The organism is Streptococcus infantis, from assembly GCF_047464155.1.
GTDB lineage: Bacteria > Bacillota > Bacilli > Lactobacillales > Streptococcaceae > Streptococcus > Streptococcus infantis_U.
Map to the genome: position 1 here is coordinate 106,092 of NZ_JASHCL010000001.1, position 19,199 is coordinate 125,290.

Annotated in this window: 21 protein-coding genes and 1 tRNA gene; 15 read left to right on the forward strand and 7 right to left on the reverse strand. The window is 38.7% G+C overall.

Annotation, left to right across the window (positions count from 1 at the left end; translation table 11 throughout):
• Window position 1 precedes the first annotated feature (1 nt).
• From vncR to QM810_RS00550, 13 genes are all read left to right on the forward strand, one after another.
• Window positions 2-658 carry a response regulator transcription factor VncR gene (gene vncR / locus QM810_RS00490; protein WP_414253453.1) on the forward strand — a complete coding sequence of 219 codons (657 nt, stop codon included), beginning with the start codon at window positions 2-4 and terminating at the stop codon, window positions 656-658.
• Window positions 655-1,974: a sensor histidine kinase VncS gene (vncS, locus tag QM810_RS00495; RefSeq protein ID WP_414253454.1), complete on the forward strand. Its 1,320-nt coding sequence runs from the start codon at window positions 655-657 to the stop codon at window positions 1,972-1,974. The genes vncR and vncS overlap by 4 nt, the downstream gene beginning before the upstream one ends.
• A gap of 147 nt (window positions 1,975-2,121) precedes the next feature.
• Window positions 2,122-3,003 (forward strand): class II fructose-bisphosphate aldolase, encoded by an 882-nt coding sequence (locus tag QM810_RS00500; protein ID WP_001019005.1) that lies wholly within the window; start codon window positions 2,122-2,124, stop codon window positions 3,001-3,003.
• A 130-nt stretch (window positions 3,004-3,133) separates the two neighbouring features.
• Window positions 3,134-4,063: an alpha/beta fold hydrolase gene (locus tag QM810_RS00505; protein ID WP_414253455.1), complete on the forward strand. Its 930-nt coding sequence runs from the start codon at window positions 3,134-3,136 to the stop codon at window positions 4,061-4,063.
• Between the two features lie 55 nt (window positions 4,064-4,118).
• A complete protein-coding gene (locus QM810_RS00510) occupies window positions 4,119-4,673 on the forward strand; it encodes a histidine phosphatase family protein (protein ID WP_414253456.1) in 555 nt (184 codons plus the stop codon).
• Between the two features lie 66 nt (window positions 4,674-4,739).
• Entirely contained in the window at window positions 4,740-5,087 is a 348-nt protein-coding gene (locus QM810_RS00515; RefSeq protein WP_414253457.1) for a hypothetical protein, read from the forward strand.
• Window positions 5,088-5,128: 41 nt separating this feature from the next.
• Window positions 5,129-5,527 (forward strand): hypothetical protein, encoded by a 399-nt coding sequence (locus tag QM810_RS00520; RefSeq protein ID WP_414253458.1) that lies wholly within the window; start codon window positions 5,129-5,131, stop codon window positions 5,525-5,527.
• 53 nt (window positions 5,528-5,580) lie between these two features.
• Complete coding sequence (locus QM810_RS00525; protein ID WP_414253459.1) at window positions 5,581-5,988, forward strand: hypothetical protein; 408 nt, start codon at window positions 5,581-5,583, stop codon at window positions 5,986-5,988.
• 218 nt (window positions 5,989-6,206) lie between these two features.
• On the forward strand, window positions 6,207-7,199 hold the full coding sequence (locus tag QM810_RS00530; protein WP_414253460.1) for an ABC transporter ATP-binding protein: 993 nt from the start codon (window positions 6,207-6,209) through the stop codon (window positions 7,197-7,199).
• A gap of 1 nt (window position 7,200) precedes the next feature.
• Complete coding sequence (locus QM810_RS00535) at window positions 7,201-8,019, forward strand: ABC transporter permease (RefSeq protein ID WP_003017344.1); 819 nt, start codon at window positions 7,201-7,203, stop codon at window positions 8,017-8,019.
• A gap of 1 nt (window position 8,020) precedes the next feature.
• The gene (locus QM810_RS00540) at window positions 8,021-8,806 is read left to right on the forward strand and encodes an ABC transporter permease (RefSeq protein ID WP_003017328.1); all 786 of its coding nucleotides are present in this window, start codon (window positions 8,021-8,023) and stop codon (window positions 8,804-8,806) included.
• A gap of 99 nt (window positions 8,807-8,905) precedes the next feature.
• A tRNA-Thr gene (locus QM810_RS00545) sits at window positions 8,906-8,978 on the forward strand.
• Between the two features lie 175 nt (window positions 8,979-9,153).
• On the forward strand, window positions 9,154-9,468 hold the full coding sequence (locus tag QM810_RS00550; protein ID WP_414253461.1) for a hypothetical protein: 315 nt from the start codon (window positions 9,154-9,156) through the stop codon (window positions 9,466-9,468).
• A gap of 37 nt (window positions 9,469-9,505) precedes the next feature.
• Here QM810_RS00550 and QM810_RS00555 read toward each other — a convergent pair whose 3' ends face one another.
• Together QM810_RS00555 and QM810_RS00560 are read right to left on the reverse strand one after the other, a co-directional pair.
• On the reverse strand, window positions 9,506-11,191 hold the full coding sequence (locus QM810_RS00555) for an N-acetylmuramoyl-L-alanine amidase (protein ID WP_414253462.1): 1,686 nt from the start codon (window positions 11,189-11,191) through the stop codon (window positions 9,506-9,508).
• 110 nt (window positions 11,192-11,301) lie between these two features.
• On the reverse strand, window positions 11,302-11,661 hold the full coding sequence (locus QM810_RS00560) for a DUF3397 domain-containing protein (protein WP_281137969.1): 360 nt from the start codon (window positions 11,659-11,661) through the stop codon (window positions 11,302-11,304).
• A 245-nt stretch (window positions 11,662-11,906) separates the two neighbouring features.
• Between QM810_RS00560 and QM810_RS00565 the strand changes: the two genes are divergently transcribed.
• Window positions 11,907-13,157, forward strand: coding sequence for a dicarboxylate/amino acid:cation symporter (locus tag QM810_RS00565; RefSeq protein ID WP_414253463.1), 1,251 nt, complete (start codon window positions 11,907-11,909; stop codon window positions 13,155-13,157).
• 14 nt (window positions 13,158-13,171) lie between these two features.
• Entirely contained in the window at window positions 13,172-14,113 is a 942-nt protein-coding gene (locus QM810_RS00570) for an ATP-grasp domain-containing protein (protein WP_414253464.1), read from the forward strand.
• 227 nt (window positions 14,114-14,340) lie between these two features.
• Here QM810_RS00570 and QM810_RS00575 read toward each other — a convergent pair whose 3' ends face one another.
• Genes QM810_RS00575 through QM810_RS00595 form a run of 5 tightly spaced genes read right to left on the reverse strand, consistent with a single transcriptional unit; the run spans window position 14,341 to window position 19,043 of the window.
• Window positions 14,341-15,204, reverse strand: coding sequence for a YihY/virulence factor BrkB family protein (locus QM810_RS00575; protein ID WP_414253465.1), 864 nt, complete (start codon window positions 15,202-15,204; stop codon window positions 14,341-14,343).
• A 37-nt stretch (window positions 15,205-15,241) separates the two neighbouring features.
• Window positions 15,242-17,296 (reverse strand): cation:proton antiporter, encoded by a 2,055-nt coding sequence (locus QM810_RS00580; RefSeq protein ID WP_414253466.1) that lies wholly within the window; start codon window positions 17,294-17,296, stop codon window positions 15,242-15,244.
• An 11-nt stretch (window positions 17,297-17,307) separates the two neighbouring features.
• Window positions 17,308-17,562, reverse strand: a complete 255-nt coding sequence (locus QM810_RS00585) for a hypothetical protein (protein ID WP_006150587.1) — start codon at window positions 17,560-17,562, stop codon at window positions 17,308-17,310.
• The gene (locus QM810_RS00590; RefSeq protein WP_414253467.1) at window positions 17,555-18,112 is read right to left on the reverse strand and encodes a class I SAM-dependent methyltransferase; all 558 of its coding nucleotides are present in this window, start codon (window positions 18,110-18,112) and stop codon (window positions 17,555-17,557) included. Before QM810_RS00590 ends, QM810_RS00585 begins: the two co-directional genes overlap by 8 nt.
• The gene (locus QM810_RS00595) at window positions 18,096-19,043 is read right to left on the reverse strand and encodes a TIGR01212 family radical SAM protein (RefSeq protein ID WP_414253468.1); all 948 of its coding nucleotides are present in this window, start codon (window positions 19,041-19,043) and stop codon (window positions 18,096-18,098) included. The genes QM810_RS00590 and QM810_RS00595 overlap by 17 nt, the downstream gene beginning before the upstream one ends.
• Window positions 19,044-19,199: the final 156 nt, after the last annotated feature.

A 19,199-nucleotide genomic window follows, 5' to 3' on the forward strand; every position in this document is an offset into this window, starting at 1 on the left:
TATGAAAATTCTAATTGTAGAAGATGAAGACATGATCCGTGAGGGAATTAGTGATTATTTGACGGATTGTGGCTATGAAACCATTCAGGCAGCAGATGGCCTTGAGGCTTTAAAACAATTTTCCAATCACCAAGTTGCCTTGGTTCTCTTAGATATTCAAATGCCGAAACTCAATGGTTTAGAGGTTTTGTCAGAAATCCGTAAAAGCAGTCAAGTTCCGGTCTTGATGTTGACAGCCTTTCAGGACGAAGAATATAAGATGAGTGCCTTTGCTGCATTAGCAGATGGATATTTGGAAAAGCCTTTTTCCCTATCTTTATTAAAGGTACGAGTGGATGCCATCTTTAAGCGTTATTATGATACTGGTCGTATTTTTACCTATAGGGACACCCAGGTAGACTTTGACAGTTATAGCGCTAAAGTAGCAGGTCAAGAAGTTACAGTGAATGCAAAAGAACTAGAAATTTTAGACTATCTGGTTAAAAATGAAGGTCGAGCCTTAACACGGTCGCAGATTATCGATGCTGTATGGAAGATGACAGATGAGGTTCCTTTTGACAGAGTGATCGATGTCTATATCAAGGAATTACGGAAAAAATTGGATTTAGACTGTATTCTTACCGTGCGCAATGTTGGTTATAAATTGGAGAGAAAATGAGACGTTCAGGTTTATTTAAAAAAATTTTTATCTATACCTTCTCGGTATTTTCTACCTTGGTCATTTGTTTGCATTTAGCCATCTATTTCCTCTTTCCCCTGACCTATCTCAGTCACCGTCAGGAAAGCATCGGGCAAAAGGCTACAGAAATTGCCCAGTCTCTCCAAGGAAAGGACAGTCAAGATATTCAGGAAGTCCTTGAACTTTATTCTCAAAGCAGTGATATTAAGGGAGCTGTTAAGGGAGAGATGACTCAGGATAAGTTGGAAGTCAATGATAATCTTCCCATTGATAAAGAACGACAGACGGCTTCCTTGGTTATTGAGGAAAGAGAAGTTCAAACCAAGGATGGTCAGACGATGACCTTACAGTTTTTAGCTTCTATGGATTTGCAGAAAGAAGCAGAAGACATCAGTCTGCAATTTTTGCCTTATACGCTATTAGCTTCCTTCATCATTTCGCTCCTCATCGCCTTTATCTATGCTAGAACCATTGTTGCTCCTATTTTGGAAATCAAACGAGTGACTCGACGTATGATGGATTTGGATGCAGAAGTGAGGTTGCACGTGGATTCTAAGGATGAAATTGGCGATCTTAAAGAACAAATCAACAGCCTTTATCAGCATCTCTTGACTGTGATTGCAGATTTGCATGAGAAAAACGAGGCCATTCTCCAGCTGGAAAAGATGAAGGTTGAGTTTTTACGAGGTGCTTCCCACGAACTGAAAACACCTCTAGCTAGTCTAAAGATTCTTTTGGAGAATATGAAAGCCAATATTGGACGCTATAAAGATCGTGACCATTATCTAGGAGTTTCTTTGGGTATTGTGGATGATTTGAGTCACCATGTCCAGCAGATTTTATCCCTTTCCTCCGTGCAGGAATTACGAGACAAAAAGGAGGAAATCAACCTTCTTGATATGACAGATCTTCTATTGAAGGACTATGACTTGTTAGCCAAAGAGAGAGAAATCACAGTAGATAATCAAGTCACTAACCAGAAAGTTTATCTAAATCCTTCGGTACTCAAGCTGATTCTTTCAAATCTTATTAGTAATGCGGTGAAACATTCTGTTCAAGGAGGCTATCTAAAAATTGGGTCAGAAGATGACTGGTTTTTCATTGAAAACACCTGTACAACAGAAGAGCAAGATAAGTTTGAACAATCCTTTACGACTTCTAGTCGCCAAAGTAAGGGAGCTGGTTTGGGACTATTCGTAGTCAAAAGTTTATTAGAAAATGAAGAAATTGACTATCGCTTTGAAAGATATGAAGATCACTTAGTCTTTTATATGAACCTACCTAAAGACCTGTAAAATTAGGACTTTGAGGAGAGTTCCATATTTTTAGATAGAAGAAATTCAATCTAAACTACAGGAAAAACTAGCTTTTTTTGCTAAAAAGTGATAAAATGAACAATGTAAATGGGATATCCCATAAAAATATACAGGAGGCCTGATAAAATGGCAATCGTTTCAGCAGAAAAATTTGTCCAAGCAGCTCGTGACAATGGTTATGCAGTTGGTGGATTTAACACAAACAACCTTGAGTGGACTCAAGCTATCTTGCGCGCAGCAGAAGCTAAAAAAGCTCCAGTTTTGATCCAAACTTCAATGGGTGCTGCTAAATACATGGGTGGTTATAAAGTTGCTCGCAACTTGATCGCTAACCTTGTAGAATCAATGGGTATCACTGTACCAGTAGCTATCCACCTTGACCACGGTCACTACGAAGATGCACTTGAGTGTATTCAAGTTGGTTATACTTCAGTAATGTTTGACGGTTCACACCTTCCAGTTGAAGAAAACCTTGAAAAAGCTCGTAAAGTTGTAGAATTTGCTCATGCAAATGGTGTATCAGTAGAAGCTGAAGTTGGAACTATCGGTGGTGAAGAAGACGGAATCATCGGTGATGGCGAATTGGCTCCAATCGAAGACGCTAAAGCAATGGTTGCAACTGGTATCGACTTCTTGGCAGCTGGTATCGGTAACATCCACGGTCCTTACCCTGCAAACTGGAAAGGTCTTCACCTTGACCACTTGCAAAAATTGACTGAAGCTGTACCAGGATTCCCAATCGTATTGCACGGTGGATCAGGTATTCCTGATGACCAAATCCAAGCAGCTATCAAACTTGGTGTTGCTAAAGTTAACGTTAACACTGAATGCCAAATCGCATTCGCTAACGCAACTCGTAAATTTGCTCGTGACTACGAAGCAAACGAAGCAGAATACGACAAGAAAAAACTCTTCGACCCACGTAAATTCTTGGCTGACGGTGTAAAAGCTATCCAAGCATCAGTTGAAGAACGTATCGATGTATTCGGTTCAGAAGGTAAAGCTTAATCTAGCTTAACCATATAAAACAGAAACCTGCCCATTGGGTGGGTTTTTTGTGTTTGAAATTATAGAAAATATGATGGGAAAGAAGCTATCTAAAGTTGCTAAAAGAGTCTAATTTTTGTACAATAATGCTATGAAAAAACTGAAAAAATGGAGTCTTGGCTTTCTTAGTTTCATTCTTTTGTTTTTAGGGGCAACATTCATCTTTCATCGTATCAGCTTGGAAAAGGAACAAGCCTCACTAACACCTGTGGGACAGCAAGTTCTTGTCAATGGGCACCAAATGAATGTTTACGTTGAAGGGGATGGTCCAGAGACAATAGTAGTTCTATCAGGTGCTGGAATTGCTTCACCTATATTAGACTTTAAGAATCTAACAGATTCTCTATCAAAAAAATATAAGATTGTTGTAGTCGAGAGAGCTGGCTATGGTTATAGCGAGGATAATAATCAATCCAGAGATGTGACGGAAGTTTTGTCTGAGACACGTCAAGCTCTATCACAAGCAAATATATCAGGACCTTTTATCATTCTGTCTCATTCAATGGCTAGTCTTGAAAGTCTGGCTTGGCAGGAAAAGTATCCTGATGAAGTGAAAGCCTTGATTGGTCTGGATTGGGCATTACCAGCAAGTTATGAGGATTTAAAGGATAATCAGGCCTTGCTTACTGTGGCTTATTGGACTAGCAAGATTGGCTTATTACGTTATTTTCCTGAGTCCTTTTATATAAAAAATCCAACTCTGACCGGAAGTGAACGACAACAATATAAACTCCTAGCTTATAAGCAGTTGATGTCACAAGCTATGCTTCATGAATCTCGTATGGTAAAGGAAAATGCTAAGAAAGTTCCCTCTAGCATTAATCCGAAAATTCCAGCCTTACTCCTGGTTTCTAACGGTGAAGGCACGACCTTTAGCCAATCAGAATGGCAGCATTATGCAGAGACATTTGCTAGTGGCCAGTCTAATGTTCAAGTCATCTATGTGGATGCACCACATGACCTCTATCATTATCAAAATAATGAACTTGTTTCTCGAATTGAAGAATTTTTAACAGAGTAACTGTGATTTAGAAAGTTATTTTGAACTGATGCCAATAATTGAGAGGTGACATTTTATGAAGAACACTTATATTGTACTTAGACATGCTCATTCAAGATTCTCGAGTGATGATTTTAATAGAACATTGTCGGAAATAGGATTTTCTTCTCTTGAACAGTTGGAGTTTTTAAATGCTTGTAAAATAGATTACTTTATTTCAAGCCCTTATAAGCGAGCTTTTGAGACAGTAAATAGTTCTCCTGTTCAATTTGATAAGATAGTACTTGATAATCGTTTACGTGAAAGAAAATTATCCTCAAGGTTTATTGAAGATACTGAGTTTGAAAAAACAATTCAATATTTATGGCAAAATCCAGATAAATCTCTCATTGGAGGCGAGTCCAATCGAGAAGCATTAAATAGAATTTTAGATTTATTTGCGGACTTGGAAGAAAGGTATTCAGATAAAACCATTTTACTGAGTTCTCATGGAAATTTGCTAGGAATCTTAATCAATCATTTTGATTCAAATTTTGATTATAAAAAATGGGAACAGATGACCTTTCCAGATTGCTTTCTAGTGGACAAAGATGAGAGTGTGAAAAGAATTATGCCAGATACTTTTAGGTAATCATTTAGCTCAATCTATGTGATTTTTATTTTCTGTTATTGTAAATAGAATAGAAGGGAAATAGCCATGATATTCGATCAGTCCTTGCAAGCCTACGTTCATGAAGTAGATGATGTTCTTGTAGCTTGGGAAGAAAGACCAAGTGGAAACTTTGAGATGGAAGCTCAGTTGCTTGCAGCCAATTACCATAAAAATAGGTCTCGTATTCTTACATTTATATTGCCTCGTTTACAAGAATTTTATGGGTATTTGACAGATGAAGAAGCTACTGAAAAATTGGGTAAACCCATCATCGAGCCAGAAAGACAAACCGTTACTTTCTGCGATCAAACTTTTGATGATATTCATATCTTTTCTTTTGACTATCAGGGGCAGGCATTTGAGTGTCTGGAGAATTTTGCCATTGATGGTTAGTTAAGGTCTGTTTTCAGTTTTAAAAAGAAGGAGAGAGACTGATGAGTACTGCTGATTTTGTCTTTGTTGAGAGTAAAGACCCCATATTCCTAGATTTACAAGCCTTTTGTACTGCTTTGAGAGAAAAGTTCCCAGGTATTTTGATCAGAGAAAGGACGAATCCTGAAAAAGCTTACTCGCTTTCTTGGGATTATCAAAGTCCTCAGCTTACTTTGGAAAGTTCACTGAGTAGCAAGAAAAATATTTTTGTGATTGATTACTTTGATTCAACGAACAGGTTACAAGATTATGCCTCCTATATCGTCTGGCTTCGGAAATGGTTTCCACCTGAAGAGAAGGTTTCCTTTTGTGATGAAGGATATGAGTATGTGTTTGAACTTCCTAGTGATTTATCCCAAAAGGAGTTTGAAAACTACTTACGAACAAGATTTGATGAGTGAAGAAGAAGTTCGAAAACGAATAACGATATGGAAAAGTTGAAAAGGAGAATCAGATGCTTACTAAAGATGATATGCTAGTTGCTTTGCATGATGCAATTACTGAAGACCAAGAATTTGAGTTGGCAGACGAGATTGTAGATGCCATGGAGTCTTTCTCTCAACCCTTTGATTTGGTTGACCCCGTCTTAGACTTTATTTCCAAGCATCCAGAAGTAGATTTTGGAGCTCCAGGTGAGTTGGTTCACTTTGTGGAGCGATTTTATCATCAAGGCTATGAGGAATTATTGATGGAGTCAGTTCTAAAAAGTCCAACTGTGCATAACATCTGGATGCTTCATCGATGCTATAATGACAATGATCCAAATCTAGTCCGGCAGATTCAGATTTTGGTTGGAGAACTGAAGAAGGATAAGACTCTTGATTCACAAGTAAGAAGCATGATTGAAGACTTAACTTGGTAGAGGGAGGTGATGCAGCATCACCTTTTTATCTTTTCTTAGGGATAAAAATTTTCGATATAAATTAACACTTGTTTTCCTTAGACATTTGCACTATAATAGGGTGTTATTAGAGCTTTCTTTCCTTATGTTGAAAAAGAAGGCAGATTTTAAGAGATAAGAAATCGTGCTTGAATGTTCAGGAGCTTGATTTAACAATTTCTTACTAAAGGGAGAGATATATGGCAATGATAGAAGTGGAACATCTTCAGAAAAATTTTGTGAAGACAGTAAAGGAGCCAGGTTTGAAGGGGGCTTTGCGTTCCTTTATTCATCCTGAAAAGCAGACCTTTGAAGCGGTCAAGGATTTGACTTTTGAAGTACCCAAGGGGCAGATTCTAGGCTTTATCGGAGCTAATGGTGCTGGGAAGTCGACAACTATCAAAATGCTAACAGGGATTTTGAAACCGACATCTGGTTTTTGTCGGATTAACGGCAAGATTCCCCAGGATAATCGCCAGGATTATGTCAAGGACATTGGAGTTGTCTTCGGACAACGTACTCAGCTATGGTGGGATTTGGCACTGCAAGAGACTTACACGGTTTTGAAGGAGATTTACGATGTCCCGGACTCGCTCTTTCACAAGCGCATGGATTTTTTGAATGAAGTTTTGGATTTGAAGGACTTTATCAAGGATCCTGTTCGGACTCTTTCACTAGGTCAACGGATGCGGGCGGATATTGCGGCTTCCTTGCTTCACAATCCCAAGGTTCTTTTTTTAGATGAGCCAACTATTGGTTTGGATGTGTCGGTCAAGGATAACATTCGTCGGGCTATCACCCAGATCAATCAGGAGGAAGAGACCACTATTCTCTTGACCACTCACGACTTGAGCGACATTGAGCAACTGTGTGATCGGATTTTTATGATTGACAAGGGGCAGGAGATTTTTGATGGGACGGTTGGCCAGCTCAAGGAGACCTTTGGCAAGATGAAGACTCTTTCCTTTGAGCTGATGCCAGGTCAAAGTCATCTCGTCTCTCATTATGAAGGCTTGTCTGATATATCCATTGATAGACAAGGAAATAACCTGACTATTGAATTTGATAGTTCTCGCTACCAGTCAGCTGATATTATCAAGCAAACCCTGTCTGATTTTGAAATCCGTGATTTGAAGATGGTGGATACGGATATTGAAGATATTATCCGTCGCTTCTACCGAAAGGAGCTCTAAGATGGTCAAATTGTGGAGACGTTATAAACCCTTTATCAATGCAGGGATTCAGGAGTTGATTAGCTATCGAGTCAACTTTATTCTTTATCGGATTGGCGATGTCATGGGTGCTTTTGTGGCCTTTTATCTCTGGAAGGCTGTCTTTGATTCCTCCCAGGAGCCTTTGATTCAGGGCTTCAGTATGGCGGATATCACCCTCTACATCATCATGAGTTTTGTGACTAATCTTCTGACTAGGTCGGATTCTTCCTTTATGATTGGTGATGAGGTCAAGGATGGTTCCATTATCATGCGCTTGCTGAGACCAGTGCATTTTGCGGCCTCTTACCTTTTCACTGAACTTGGCTCCAAGTGGTTGATTTTTATCTCTGTTGGACTGCCATTTTTAAGTGTCATTGTTTTGATGAAAATCTTATCTGGGCAAGGGATTGTAGAAGTGCTGGGACTAACTACCCTTTATCTTTTTAGCTTAACGCTGGCCTATCTGATTAACTTTTTCTTTAATATCTGCTTTGGATTTTCAGCCTTTGTATTTAAAAATCTTTGGGGTTCCAACCTACTTAAGACTTCCATAGTGGCCTTTATGTCTGGAAGTTTGATTCCCTTGGCTTTCTTTCCAAAGGTCATTTCAGATATTCTGTCCTTCTTACCTTTCTCATCCTTAATTTACACTCCGGTCATGATTATTGTTGGGAAATACGATGCTAGTCAGATTCTTCAAGCACTTTTGCTTCAGCTTTTCTGGCTTATAGTGATGGTGGGCTTGTCTCAGTTGATTTGGAAACGAGTCCAGTCATTTATCACCATTCAGGGAGGTTAGTATGAAAAAATATCAACGCATGCATCTGATTTTTATCAGACAGTACATCAAGCAAATCATGGAATACAAGGTAGATTTTGTGGTTGGTGTGTTGGGAGTCTTTCTGACTCAAGGCCTGAACCTCTTGTTTCTCAATGTCATCTTTCAACACATTCCCTCGCTAGAAGGTTGGACTTTTCAAGAAATTGCCTTTATCTATGGATTTTCCTTAATTCCAAAGGGACTAGATCATCTCTTTTTTGACAATCTCTGGGCTTTAGGTCAACGACTAGTTCGAAAAGGGGAGTTTGACAAGTATCTGACTCGTCCTATCAATCCTCTCTTTCACATCCTCGTTGAGACCTTTCAGATTGATGCCTTGGGTGAACTTTTGGTCGGTGGAATTTTACTAGCGACAACGGCGACTAGCATTGCTTGGACTCTTCCAAAATTCCTGATTTTTCTAGTTTGTATTCCTTTTGCGACCTTGATTTATACTTCCTTGAAAATTGCGACAGCCAGCATCGCTTTTTGGACCAAGCAGTCAGGTGCCATGATTTACATTTTCTATATGTTTAATGATTTTGCCAAGTACCCGATTTCCATTTACAATTCGCTCCTTCGTTGGTTAATTAGCTTTATTGTACCTTTCGCCTTTACGGCCTACTATCCTGCCAGCTATTTCTTGCAGGACAAGGATGGACTCTTTAATATTGGTGGTTTGATTCTGATTTCCCTTGTCTTCTTTGTCATTTCTTTGAAACTATGGGACAGGGGCTTGGATGCCTACGAAAGTGCGGGTTCATAAAAGGAAGAAACTCAAAGTCTCGTCTTAGGACAGGCTTTTTTTAATGGAGATAAAATTCCTTGACATCCTTCCTTATAGTGCTATACTATAAGGGTAATCGCCGATTTAGCTCAGTTGGTAGAGCAACGCACTCGTAACGCGTAGGTCACAGGTTCGATCCCTGCAATCGGCAGTGTGAAAGAAGTCCTCTTGGACTTCTTTTTTTCTTTTAATAAGATTTTGACCACATAGTCTATCATGACTACCACATAGGCAAAAGCTATTGTATGCGATTTTTATTTCTGTTATAGTAGTAACTGTCAAGGGGAGATAAAGCTTCCTAACAAAATAGAAAATGAGGTAATATCATGAAAAAAGTATTAGGTATCGGATTTTTAGTCGTTGCAGCAGCAGTCTTATTTTTTGGTTTAGTTGGATGGCCAAGTTTGGATGTTAACATCTGGGCACTCTTTCCAGTAGGTCTATTTCTATTTTTCACTCTTGAAAATCTAGTCAAGAAAGATTATAAGGCCAGTCTCATGAGCTTGATTATTGCCTTTATCATCGCCAATGCCATTCTTGATATCTTGCCACTTTCAAGTGGTTTAGTAATCGGTGCTGGTGTGCTAGCTTGTGTGGGAATTGGATTTCTCTTTCCTGACGCTAATAAGAAAGAAGCATAATACAAAAAAAGCCTCGAGATTTCTCGAGGTTTTTTCTTTATTTGCCTGCGTAATATTTTTGAATACCTTTGACAATACCTGCCACCAATCTATTTTGGTAAGCATCGCTACGAATTTGTTGGTTTTCGTTGAAATTGTCAATGTAACCAAGCTCCAATAGAACAGCTGGTTTATCCGTTTCTCGAAGGACAGCAAAGCTACTTTGGAGGAGACCTGCATCCTTGGCACCTGTTTCAGCTAGAAGAGAATAGTGGATATCAGCAGCCAGGCGATTACTTTCACTGATACGATCAGGATGGTTATGCCAGTATGGATTAATCTTAGAGCGATAGCCCGGGTCGTCTTCGTAAGAATAGGTCTGAATTCCTGAACGGTTAGAAGCAGGGCTGCCACTAGCATTGAAGTGAATACTTATGAAGATATCTGAGTTTGTATTGTTGACCATTTTTGAACGTTCAGTAATAAAGTCAACATAGACATCACTATCTCTCGAAGAAAGAACGGTATAACCAAGACCTTCTAGCTCTTTGCGTAGTTTCTTGTAAACTTGCATGGTGAGGTCTTTTTCATTCGTGTTATAGTAAACAGCACCAGGATCTTTACCACCGTGTCCTGGATCTAAGAAAACAGTTTTCGTGTATTTTCCTTTTTCAAATCCACGACTTACTGGAACTTCACCAATCCATTTTCCATTACTTTGGAACTGATGTGCTTTTCCATCGATTTTACGAGTTCCTGTGACATAGACACCATTTTCATCTACATAGTAACGGGCATTGTAATAGCTGTCATCGATCCATTCACTCTTAGCCATGTAACCACCTGACTTGAGGTAGTATGAACCAATCCATTCACGTGCTGCATAAGTACCACCTGATTTTAAATAGAACCAACTATTATAGTTTTTATCGAAAATCCATTCTCTTTCAGCCATGGCACCGCTAGCTTTTAGGTAGTAGCTCCCTTGCCATTGATTACTTGCCATAGTGGCATCTTTATTAAAGTAGTACCAAGTACCACCAATTTTATCCCACTTATTTTTACTTAATTTGCCAGAAGCTTGGGCATAGTACCATTTACCATCTTGTTTGACCCAAGCGCTCTCGGCCATAGCCCCACTATTGGTAAAGATATAATCGTCAAAAATGGTGTTGCTGAGCATGATACCATCTTTATCAAAGTAGTACCATACACCGCCAATCTTTTTCCAGTCTTGTTTAACGATTTTTCCAGATGGATTAGTATAATACCATTTATCTTTAATTTTAGCCCAGCCACTATCGACCATACCCCCGCTACTAGTCAGTATGTATCCATCATAAATCGTATCACTGAGCATGATACCATCCTTATCGAAGTAGTACCATTTACCGTGAATTTTTTTCCAATTGACAGCAGCCTTGTTGGCCTCATAGAAGCGCCAGATATTTTCTTCAAATACCCAACCCTCTTTTTTGACTTCAGGTGCCTTGCTTTCTTCTTTCTTAGCTGGACTAGTACTTGGAGTTGTAGTAGATGTTGTAGGCAGGCTTGAACTTGCCTCTGTTGAAGGAGCAGTTTCCTTGGTTGAAGGTTTGTTATTCTCTACTTTATTTACAGTTGTAGTCTCTTGTGTCGTTTCTGCTGTAGTAGTTTTTAGGTTATTTTCTTCAGCAAAAGCAGGGGTTGTTGCGAATCCTAGAAAAGTAAGGGTGATGGCACTTGCCAAGAGCGTTTTTTTCACTTGTTTGATCTCCTATTTTTTTTAATAATCTCTTTTTAAAATGTCATTAGAAAAGCACCTCATGTGGAAAAACTAGTCGCCAACTGTTGAGGTGCTGGCATGATTTATTTTTATTTCATCATGAAGATTTGAACAATCATAACGATGTAGATGAGCAATGTGAGTAGAAATCCAGCTCTCCAAAAGAATTTAAGGAATTTTGGATAATAAAAACTACGTTTTTTGCTCAAGAAGAAAAAGGCTAGAGTGATTGCCAACAAAGATAAGGCTGCTCCCAATATCGGAAGTTGATTGTGTGTATAAACCTTTCCAGTGATCAAATAGTATTCAAAAATCAGAAAAGGAAAAGCCAAATCTGCAAAGTTAATCCCCTTTTTCTTTAGCTTGAAGAATCTACTAAAGATAATAGCCAAAGCCAAGGTTAACACCAAAAGCAAGACGGAAGCGAGTTTCATTAGAATCATAACAATATTGTATCATAAAATTTGAATAAAAGGAAAGCATATTCCTTGATTTAACAGTGTTTTTCTAAAAATTTTTGTTTAGAAACTGATCTTTTATACTATATCAAACATCAATGTGATTTACTTTGTGAAGTTGGAATAGTTTGAACGTTCATTATAAATCTTTTTTATGGTGACAATAAAAAATATATATTAGTCAGGAGAGAAGAATAGTAGTAGAATGAGTAGCAAATAAAACAAAGGAGTTTCTTATGAAATTAGTTACTTTATGGTCAAAACTCTCACTAGGCATCCAATTATTGGTGGCTTTGGTCTTGGGTGTTATCGCTGCCCTTATCTGGCCACAATTTGCAGGCTTTTATCAATTTTTAGGTCAAGCCTTTATTAAATTGATCAATATGGTTATCATTCCGCTAATCTTCCCAACCATCGTTGTTGCAGTAGCTGGAGTTATCGGGAAAAAATCTTTCGGGAAAATCTTGACCAAGAGTTTGGTTTACTTTTTTGCCGTAACAACTGCTATTACTCTTTTGTTTGTATTTGCTAGTTACTATTTGGGCTTTGGTCAAGGAGTGAATATCGGTCAAACTGGTGGAAACCTTGATGGGATTGCCAACAATGTCAAGTTTAGCGAATTTTTGCTTGGTTTCATTCCATCAAATATCGTTAAATCTCTTTCAGATGGCGCTCTATTGCCAATTATCGTTTTTGCAATCTTTCTTGGTTACGGAATTGGGAATCTTAAGTCTGAGAAATCTCAGAAGATTATCGAAGGTTTTCAAATCTGGATTGAAGCCATCTATAAGATTGTTGCAGTGATTATTAAACTATCACCGATTGGAATTTTTGGATTTATCGCTAAAGATGTTGCAACTACTGGTGTTGACAAGTTGATTGGGCTTGGCCAATTTGTAATTGGAACTTACTTGGCTTACGCTGTATTGGTTCTGCTTATTTTCCCTTTGATTGCTTTCTTCTTTAAAGTACCGTATTTGTCAGCCTTTCGTGAAAATTGGAGTCTCTTGACTCTGGCCTTTGTTACGGGTAGTTCTAGTGTTGTCTTGCCATCCCTTCTTAAAGATTTAAAAAAACAGGGCCATGACGAGCATACAATTGATTTAGTTGTTCCTTTAGGATATACTTTTAACTTAGAGGGAGCAGCAGTTTATTTCTCAGTAGCGACAATCTTTATCGCGCATGCCTACGGCATTCAATTTTCTTTATCAAGTCTCTTGTTTACTGTTTTACTCTTGACCTTGATTGGAAAAACTGCGGCAACTGTGCCATCAGGGGCTATCGTGGTTCTATTAGCAGCAGCGCCTCAACTGGGATTGCCAGTTGAAGGAGTAGCCTTAATCTTTGCAGTTGATTTCTTTGTCAATGCTGGACGTACTATGATCAATGTTTTGGGTCAAATCTTAACAGTCAGCGTTATTGAAAAAACAGAAGGATATATTTTAGAAGAAGAAAAGGAAAGCCAACTTTCAGTCAGCTTTTCTTAAGGAGATGATAAGTAATGAGTGAAGCAAAAGTTTATGTGATTCATGAGAATCTTGAATGGACCCAGCATTTGGTCAAATGGTTGGAAGAACTAGAAGTCCCTTATGAACTGTGGGATTTGTCTAGTGGAATTTTGGATTTGCAAAGTCCACCGCCACAGGGTATCTTCTACAATCGTATGTCTGCGTCTTCTCACACCAGAGGACATCGCTATGCGCCAGAGTTTACAGAGCAGGTGATTACTTGGTTGGAGGCACATGGACGCAAGGTTGTGAATGGTACTGGAGCTATCAACCTAGAAATCAGTAAAGTCAAACAATATTTGAAGTTAAACGAGTCTGGTATTGAGACTCCTGCGACAGTTGCAGTTTTAGGTCAAGAAAATATCATTGAAGCAGCAAGAAAATTGAACATTTATCCTTTGATTACCAAGCACAATCGAGCAGGTAAGGGATTAGGCGTTCAACTCTTTCAAAATGAAGAAGAACTTGAAGCTTATGTCAATAGTCCTCTCTTTGAACCATCAGTGGACGGGATTACCTTGTTACAAGCCTACATCAAGCCAAGTGATGGACGTATCCGTCGTTCAGAGTTTATCAATCAGAAGTTTCTCTATACTGTTTCTATCGATTCTTCAGATGGTTTCCAACTGTGTCCAGCAGATGGTTGCCAAATCGGCAAGAGACCAGAGCAACTAGAAACGTCTGAAAAATTCCAGATTACAGAACCTCTACCAGATGACCGGAGAGAAGCTTATGAGAACTTCTTGAAAAATGCTCAGATTGAAGTTGCTGCTATTGAATGGGTTCAGTCAGAGAGTGGTGATATTTATGTTTATGATGTAAATACCAACACTAACTACAATCCTACTGCAGAAAAAAATGCTAATATTTTTGCTCACCAACATTTAGCTCACTATCTAAAAACAGAATTGCAAGCCCTAACGAGTGGACAATAAAGTAGGAAATTCAAAAATCCCCCAGTATTAAATGACTGGAGGATTGATTTGTTTATACTCTTCGAAAATCTCTTCAAACCACGTCAGCTTCCATCTGTAACCTCAAAATAGTATTTTGAGCTGCCTTCGTCAGTTCTATCCACAACCTCAAAATGGTGTTTTGAGCAACCTGCGGCTCGCTTCCTAGTTTGCTCTTTGATTTTCATTGAGTATTAATCGATAAAAAATTATTGATTTGCTTTAAAGTCTGGATCCTTCAAACTTTGAACACTGGCATTGATGACGGCACCGATAATTAATATCTTGGCTATGATAATGAACCAGAACATCATGACAACGACGACGATCGAACTGAAAAATCTGACGTCAACGAGATAGTTAACATAATTGTTGAAATAAGCTGCAAAGATGTTTAATAAAGCAATCGTTGTAACTAGTACAAAGAGACTTCCGGGTATGACGTAGCGAATCTTACTTACTTTAACATTTGGTAGGAAATAATAGAGCATGATTACGATTGCAAAAAGAAAGGCATAAATCAGAGGTCCTGTAAAATCTTGTAGATAAGAAAACAGAGCACTCTCGGATTTCCAGTAGTTTTTAAGCAAATCCAATAGCATATGGCCAAACATACTAAGGAATAGAGCAAGCGCAAAGAGAATTTGAAGTCCAAAGCTAACTAAGAGACTCATCAGCTGATGTGAGATGATTCCTCTGTTTTTTGCGATTCCATAGGCTTTATTAAAAGCCTTTTGAAGAAAATTCATGGATTTGGAGAAAGTCCAAAGAGCTGATAAGATAGCAAAACTCAGTAAACCTGTCGATGGTTGAGTCAGAACTTCTCTGACAATCTTTGCAACAACTTCATAGATTGTATCTGGTAAAAATTCCTTGATGGTTAATAGAAAGTTTGAGATGGGAATTTGAAAGTAGGGTAAGATATTGACCACTATCATGAGTAAAGGGAAGATTGAAATCAACCAATAGTAGGCAACAGCAACGCTGGTTAGCTCGCTATCAGAGGCTTGATAGTAGTGTAAAAAAGCTTTTAATAATGGTCTATCGTTCAGCTGTTTCCACAACTTTTTCATTTCACAAACCTCCAGTTTTTCTTATTTTGTATAGACTTTAATTTCTTCGAACTAATTCCATCATATCATAAGGTAATGTGTTGGCTGATTCTTTTAGAGAATAGGTTTCTAGGTTGTTCACATTTTGTCGCAGTTTTTTAGCATACTGGGCTGAAATAAGTTTTTGTTTCTCGTATTCAAAGATAGACTTACGTTCTAGATAGTAGCCCCTGAGCATTTCATCAATATTATTGGGTTTGATACGATTGATAACCCGTTCCACAAAGGCGCCACTCGTAATATGACTGGTTTCACGGAGACGAGATTCCTGCATGAAGCTGATCAGAGAACTTTTATAAATCCCTTTAAGGTTTTCCAAACTCTCGATGATAATTTCAGTATTAGCTAGGTAGAGTTCTGCAATCTGGTCATAATCGATGGCAAGAAGTCTTTGGTTTTCCTTGTCTCTCCAAGAACGAAAGGTTTTTCCAAATGTGAGCAACTCATGAAGGAGAAAACGCACAATCCGTATAGAAACAAGGAAGTAGTAGGTTAGGCGAGAAGCAAAGTTTCGCTTAATATTTTTCTCCATGCTTTTCAAGTACCGTTGATAAACACGGTAAGCTCTTTCACTGATTTTACCCTCTTCGTAAGCTTGTTCCAAACCATCGTTCTCGATACTGAGAATCAATAGTTTCAGAGCTTCCCAGTCTTCCTGAATTTCCTTATTTTCCTGGCTGAGGATGAGGTTTTCAATCCGTCCATGATAATTGTCAATAGCCGCATAGAGTGGAACCTTGTTTTTGGTATTGTCCAAATCTTTCTCTAACTCCATGGCAACATCATTTAGGATAGCGATATGCATGAGATGATCCTTAGATGGCTCTTGCTCTTCAGAAAGGTGTGGAAGTACCAATAATCCAGTAAGAAAACTGACCAGGGTTACACCAGCTACGAGAAAGAGAAGGAGAGGATATTCTTGCTCTAAGTTAGACGGTATCAAGAGGATAGTGGCAATGGATACAGTTCCCTTGACGCCAGAAAAGGTAAGGAGAAGCATATCTTTGACATACTTGTCTAAGCTTTTATGAAGTTTCTTGATCCGAAAAGCGTAAAAGCCGTAAATCATCACAAAGCGGATGGCAAAGAGTAGGAAGGTTAAAAGAAAGACTGTGACGAGAAGAAGCACATTATTATAAAAAGCACTCTTAAGAATCGGTTCCGCAATCATTTCCAGTTCCATTCCTAACAGGACAAAGACAGAACCATTGAGCATAAAGGTAACAGTGTGCCAAACGGTCTCGGTCACTGTATCCACTTGAGCTTCGAGAAGATTGATCTTTTTAAAACGACTAGCTTTTAAAATACCAGCGACAACAACGGCGATAATACCTGAAACATGAATTCCTTCAGCTATGAAGAAGGTTAGAAGAGGTAAACTAAGATCCAGCAAGAGTTCACTGGCTATATCAGTAGCTCGAACACTGAGTAGAAAAGTATGGAGGAAACGATTGATTAGGGCTGTTATAAGGCCGACTGCAAAACCTCCAACAATGGAAATAGCTAATGAAGTTCCGGCTTGGGTGAGCGAAAATGTTCCTGTTGTCCAAGCGATGAGAGCCACACGAAAGGCTACTAGACCAGAAGCATCATTAAGAAGACCTTCCCCCTTTAAGATATTAGAAACCCGTTTTGGAAAGGAAAAACGTTGAGAAAGGGAAGCGAAGGCAACTAGGTCTGTAGGCCCTAAGGCAGCACCAACTGCTACACAGGCGGCTAATGGTAGGCTAGCCCAAAGGACATGAGCGAGTCCCCCCATGCTCAGAGCTGATATAAAGATAACTGGGAAAATCAAGTAGAGAACGATTCTCCAGTGCTTTAAGATAGAGGTTACATCTGCTTCTTGAGCTTCACGAAAGAGTAGTGGACCAATGACTAAAGCTAGAAACAACTCCGTATCTAAGTGATATTGGTTGTTGGGTAAGCAAAGCCCAATTCCAATCCCTAACAATATTTGAATCAGGGGCATGGGTAAAAAGGGCAGAAGTTTATTGGTCGTGCTAGAAACAATAAGAACTAGCAAAAATACTAGGAGATAAAAAAGTAAATTCATCTTCTACCTCCTTATTTTTGTTTGCGACAAGCTTCAAAAAGTTCCTTTTGTTCTTGGATTTTTTGATCAATCTTCGAGCAATCCTTGTGCTCAATTTTCTTTTGACAACGCTCCATTTCAAGTGTTATCATTTTTTTCTTGATTTTTAACATCTTCTTGCTCATATGGGCTTCATCTAACATACCAACTGCACGTTCATGTTGGGTTGATTCAACGAATTTGTGGCGAAGTCCTTCTATTTTATCTCGTAGGTATTGTTTATCCATGGCGATACCTTTCTAATTTTTCAATCATAACTAAAAATGGTGGATTGTTGATTTGGTTGAGGGTACGATAGATCGTAGCAGTGTATTCTTGTTGTGGCAACTGACTGACAAAATCTAAGACAGCATCTCGCTCTATATCTCCGCCTTCATGCCCGTAGTAAATCATAATGGCTATCCGTCCGCCCTTAACCAGCATCTGACAGAGTTTTTCAAGTGCCTCAAGGGTTGTCTGAGGTTGAGTGATAATGCTTTTATCTGCAGAAGGCAGATAACCTAGATTGAAGATGGCTGCCTTGACTTCTGTCACAAATTGATTCACAGTTTCGTGGCCTTGTAGGATTAAGTCTACATTGGTCAAACCAGCTTCTTGTAGACGTTGACTAGTCTTTTCTAGAGCTTGTTCCTGTATATCGAAAGCATAGACTTGTTTAGCTAACTTAGCTAGAAAAAGGGTATCATGGCCATTTCCCATGGTCGCATCAACGACAATATCCTCTGGGGTGATGACTTGGGCAAGAAAATCATGCGCCAATTCAAGTGGTCTTTTCATTCATAAACTCCTGTTTTACAGCCTTGCATCCTTGGACACTACCTCGACGCCTCATTTCAGTTTCAATGCTGTTTAGAACTTCCCATTTGTTGAGACTCCACATAGGACCAATCAGCATATCCCTAGGCGCATCACCCGTAATCCGATGGATAACAATATGTTTGGGAATAATTTCTAGTTGGTCACAAATAACCTTGACATATTCATCCTGACTCATGAGCTGCAAACGACCTTCGTGGTAATCCCGTTGCATCCGAGTGTTGGTCATTAAGTGAAGTAGGTGAAGTTTAATCCCTTGAATATAATTATCCGTCACACAACGACGAACATTTTCCACCATCATGTCATGAGTTTCACCTGGTAAACCATTAATCAAATGAGCTACAATTTCAATCTTGGGATATTTTCTCAAGCGCTTAACCGTTTCCACGTAGAGTTCATAGGAGTGGGCACGGTTAATCAATTCAGAAGTTTCCTCATAGGTTGTTTGTAAACCTAACTCTACAGTAACATGCATTCGTTCTGACAGATCTGTCAAGTATTCGATAGTCTCATCAGGCAGGCAATCTGGTCGTGTACCGATATTGATTCCAACAACACCAGGTTCATTAATAGCCTGTTCATAGCGTTCACGAATCACTTCGAGCTTTTCATGAGTATTAGTAAAGTTTTGGAAATAGACTAGATATTTTTTTACATCTGGCCATTTACGGTGCATAAAGTCAATTTCCTTATAAAATTGCTCACGAATAGGAGCGTCAGGCGCAACGATAGCATCTCCAGAACCAGAAACCGTACAGAAAGTACAACCTCCATGAGCTACTGTACCATCACGATTGGGACAATCAAATCCAGCATCGATAGGGACTTTAAAAGTCTTTTCTCCAAATAAATTTCGATAGTAATCATTCAAGGTATTATAGGATTTCATAGCTAATATTATATCAGAAAAGACCCGCAAACTCAAAGTCAGCAAATAAGTGAGAGATATTGAAATGATTGGACAGAAAAAAATTTTTAAAAAAGCCTTTACAAAAAAATAAAAAGTGGTATAATTAAGTCACAAACAAGTGCAAACGTTTTCGTA

Bases quoted from the DNA above. Each gene is read 5' to 3' on its own strand.
- vncR (WP_414253453.1), top strand. From the start codon at position 2: ATGAAAATTCTAATTGTAGAAGATGAAGACATGATCCGTGAGGGAATT.
- vncS (WP_414253454.1), top strand. From the start codon at position 655: ATGAGACGTTCAGGTTTATTTAAAAAAATTTTTATCTATACCTTCTCG.
- QM810_RS00500 (WP_001019005.1), top strand. From the start codon at position 2,122: ATGGCAATCGTTTCAGCAGAAAAATTTGTCCAAGCAGCTCGTGACAAT.
- QM810_RS00505 (WP_414253455.1), top strand. From the start codon at position 3,134: ATGAAAAAACTGAAAAAATGGAGTCTTGGCTTTCTTAGTTTCATTCTT.
- QM810_RS00510 (WP_414253456.1), top strand. From the start codon at position 4,119: ATGAAGAACACTTATATTGTACTTAGACATGCTCATTCAAGATTCTCG.
- QM810_RS00515 (WP_414253457.1), top strand. From the start codon at position 4,740: ATGATATTCGATCAGTCCTTGCAAGCCTACGTTCATGAAGTAGATGAT.
- QM810_RS00520 (WP_414253458.1), top strand. From the start codon at position 5,129: ATGAGTACTGCTGATTTTGTCTTTGTTGAGAGTAAAGACCCCATATTC.
- QM810_RS00525 (WP_414253459.1), top strand. From the start codon at position 5,581: ATGCTTACTAAAGATGATATGCTAGTTGCTTTGCATGATGCAATTACT.
- QM810_RS00530 (WP_414253460.1), top strand. From the start codon at position 6,207: ATGGCAATGATAGAAGTGGAACATCTTCAGAAAAATTTTGTGAAGACA.
- QM810_RS00535 (WP_003017344.1), top strand. From the start codon at position 7,201: ATGGTCAAATTGTGGAGACGTTATAAACCCTTTATCAATGCAGGGATT.
- QM810_RS00540 (WP_003017328.1), top strand. From the start codon at position 8,021: ATGAAAAAATATCAACGCATGCATCTGATTTTTATCAGACAGTACATC.
- QM810_RS00550 (WP_414253461.1), top strand. From the start codon at position 9,154: ATGAAAAAAGTATTAGGTATCGGATTTTTAGTCGTTGCAGCAGCAGTC.
- QM810_RS00565 (WP_414253463.1), top strand. From the start codon at position 11,907: ATGAAATTAGTTACTTTATGGTCAAAACTCTCACTAGGCATCCAATTA.
- QM810_RS00570 (WP_414253464.1), top strand. From the start codon at position 13,172: ATGAGTGAAGCAAAAGTTTATGTGATTCATGAGAATCTTGAATGGACC.
- QM810_RS00575 (WP_414253465.1), bottom strand. From the start codon at position 15,204: ATGAAAAAGTTGTGGAAACAGCTGAACGATAGACCATTATTAAAAGCT.
- QM810_RS00580 (WP_414253466.1), bottom strand. From the start codon at position 17,296: ATGAATTTACTTTTTTATCTCCTAGTATTTTTGCTAGTTCTTATTGTT.
- QM810_RS00585 (WP_006150587.1), bottom strand. From the start codon at position 17,562: ATGGATAAACAATACCTACGAGATAAAATAGAAGGACTTCGCCACAAA.
- QM810_RS00590 (WP_414253467.1), bottom strand. From the start codon at position 18,112: ATGAAAAGACCACTTGAATTGGCGCATGATTTTCTTGCCCAAGTCATC.
- QM810_RS00595 (WP_414253468.1), bottom strand. From the start codon at position 19,043: ATGAAATCCTATAATACCTTGAATGATTACTATCGAAATTTATTTGGA.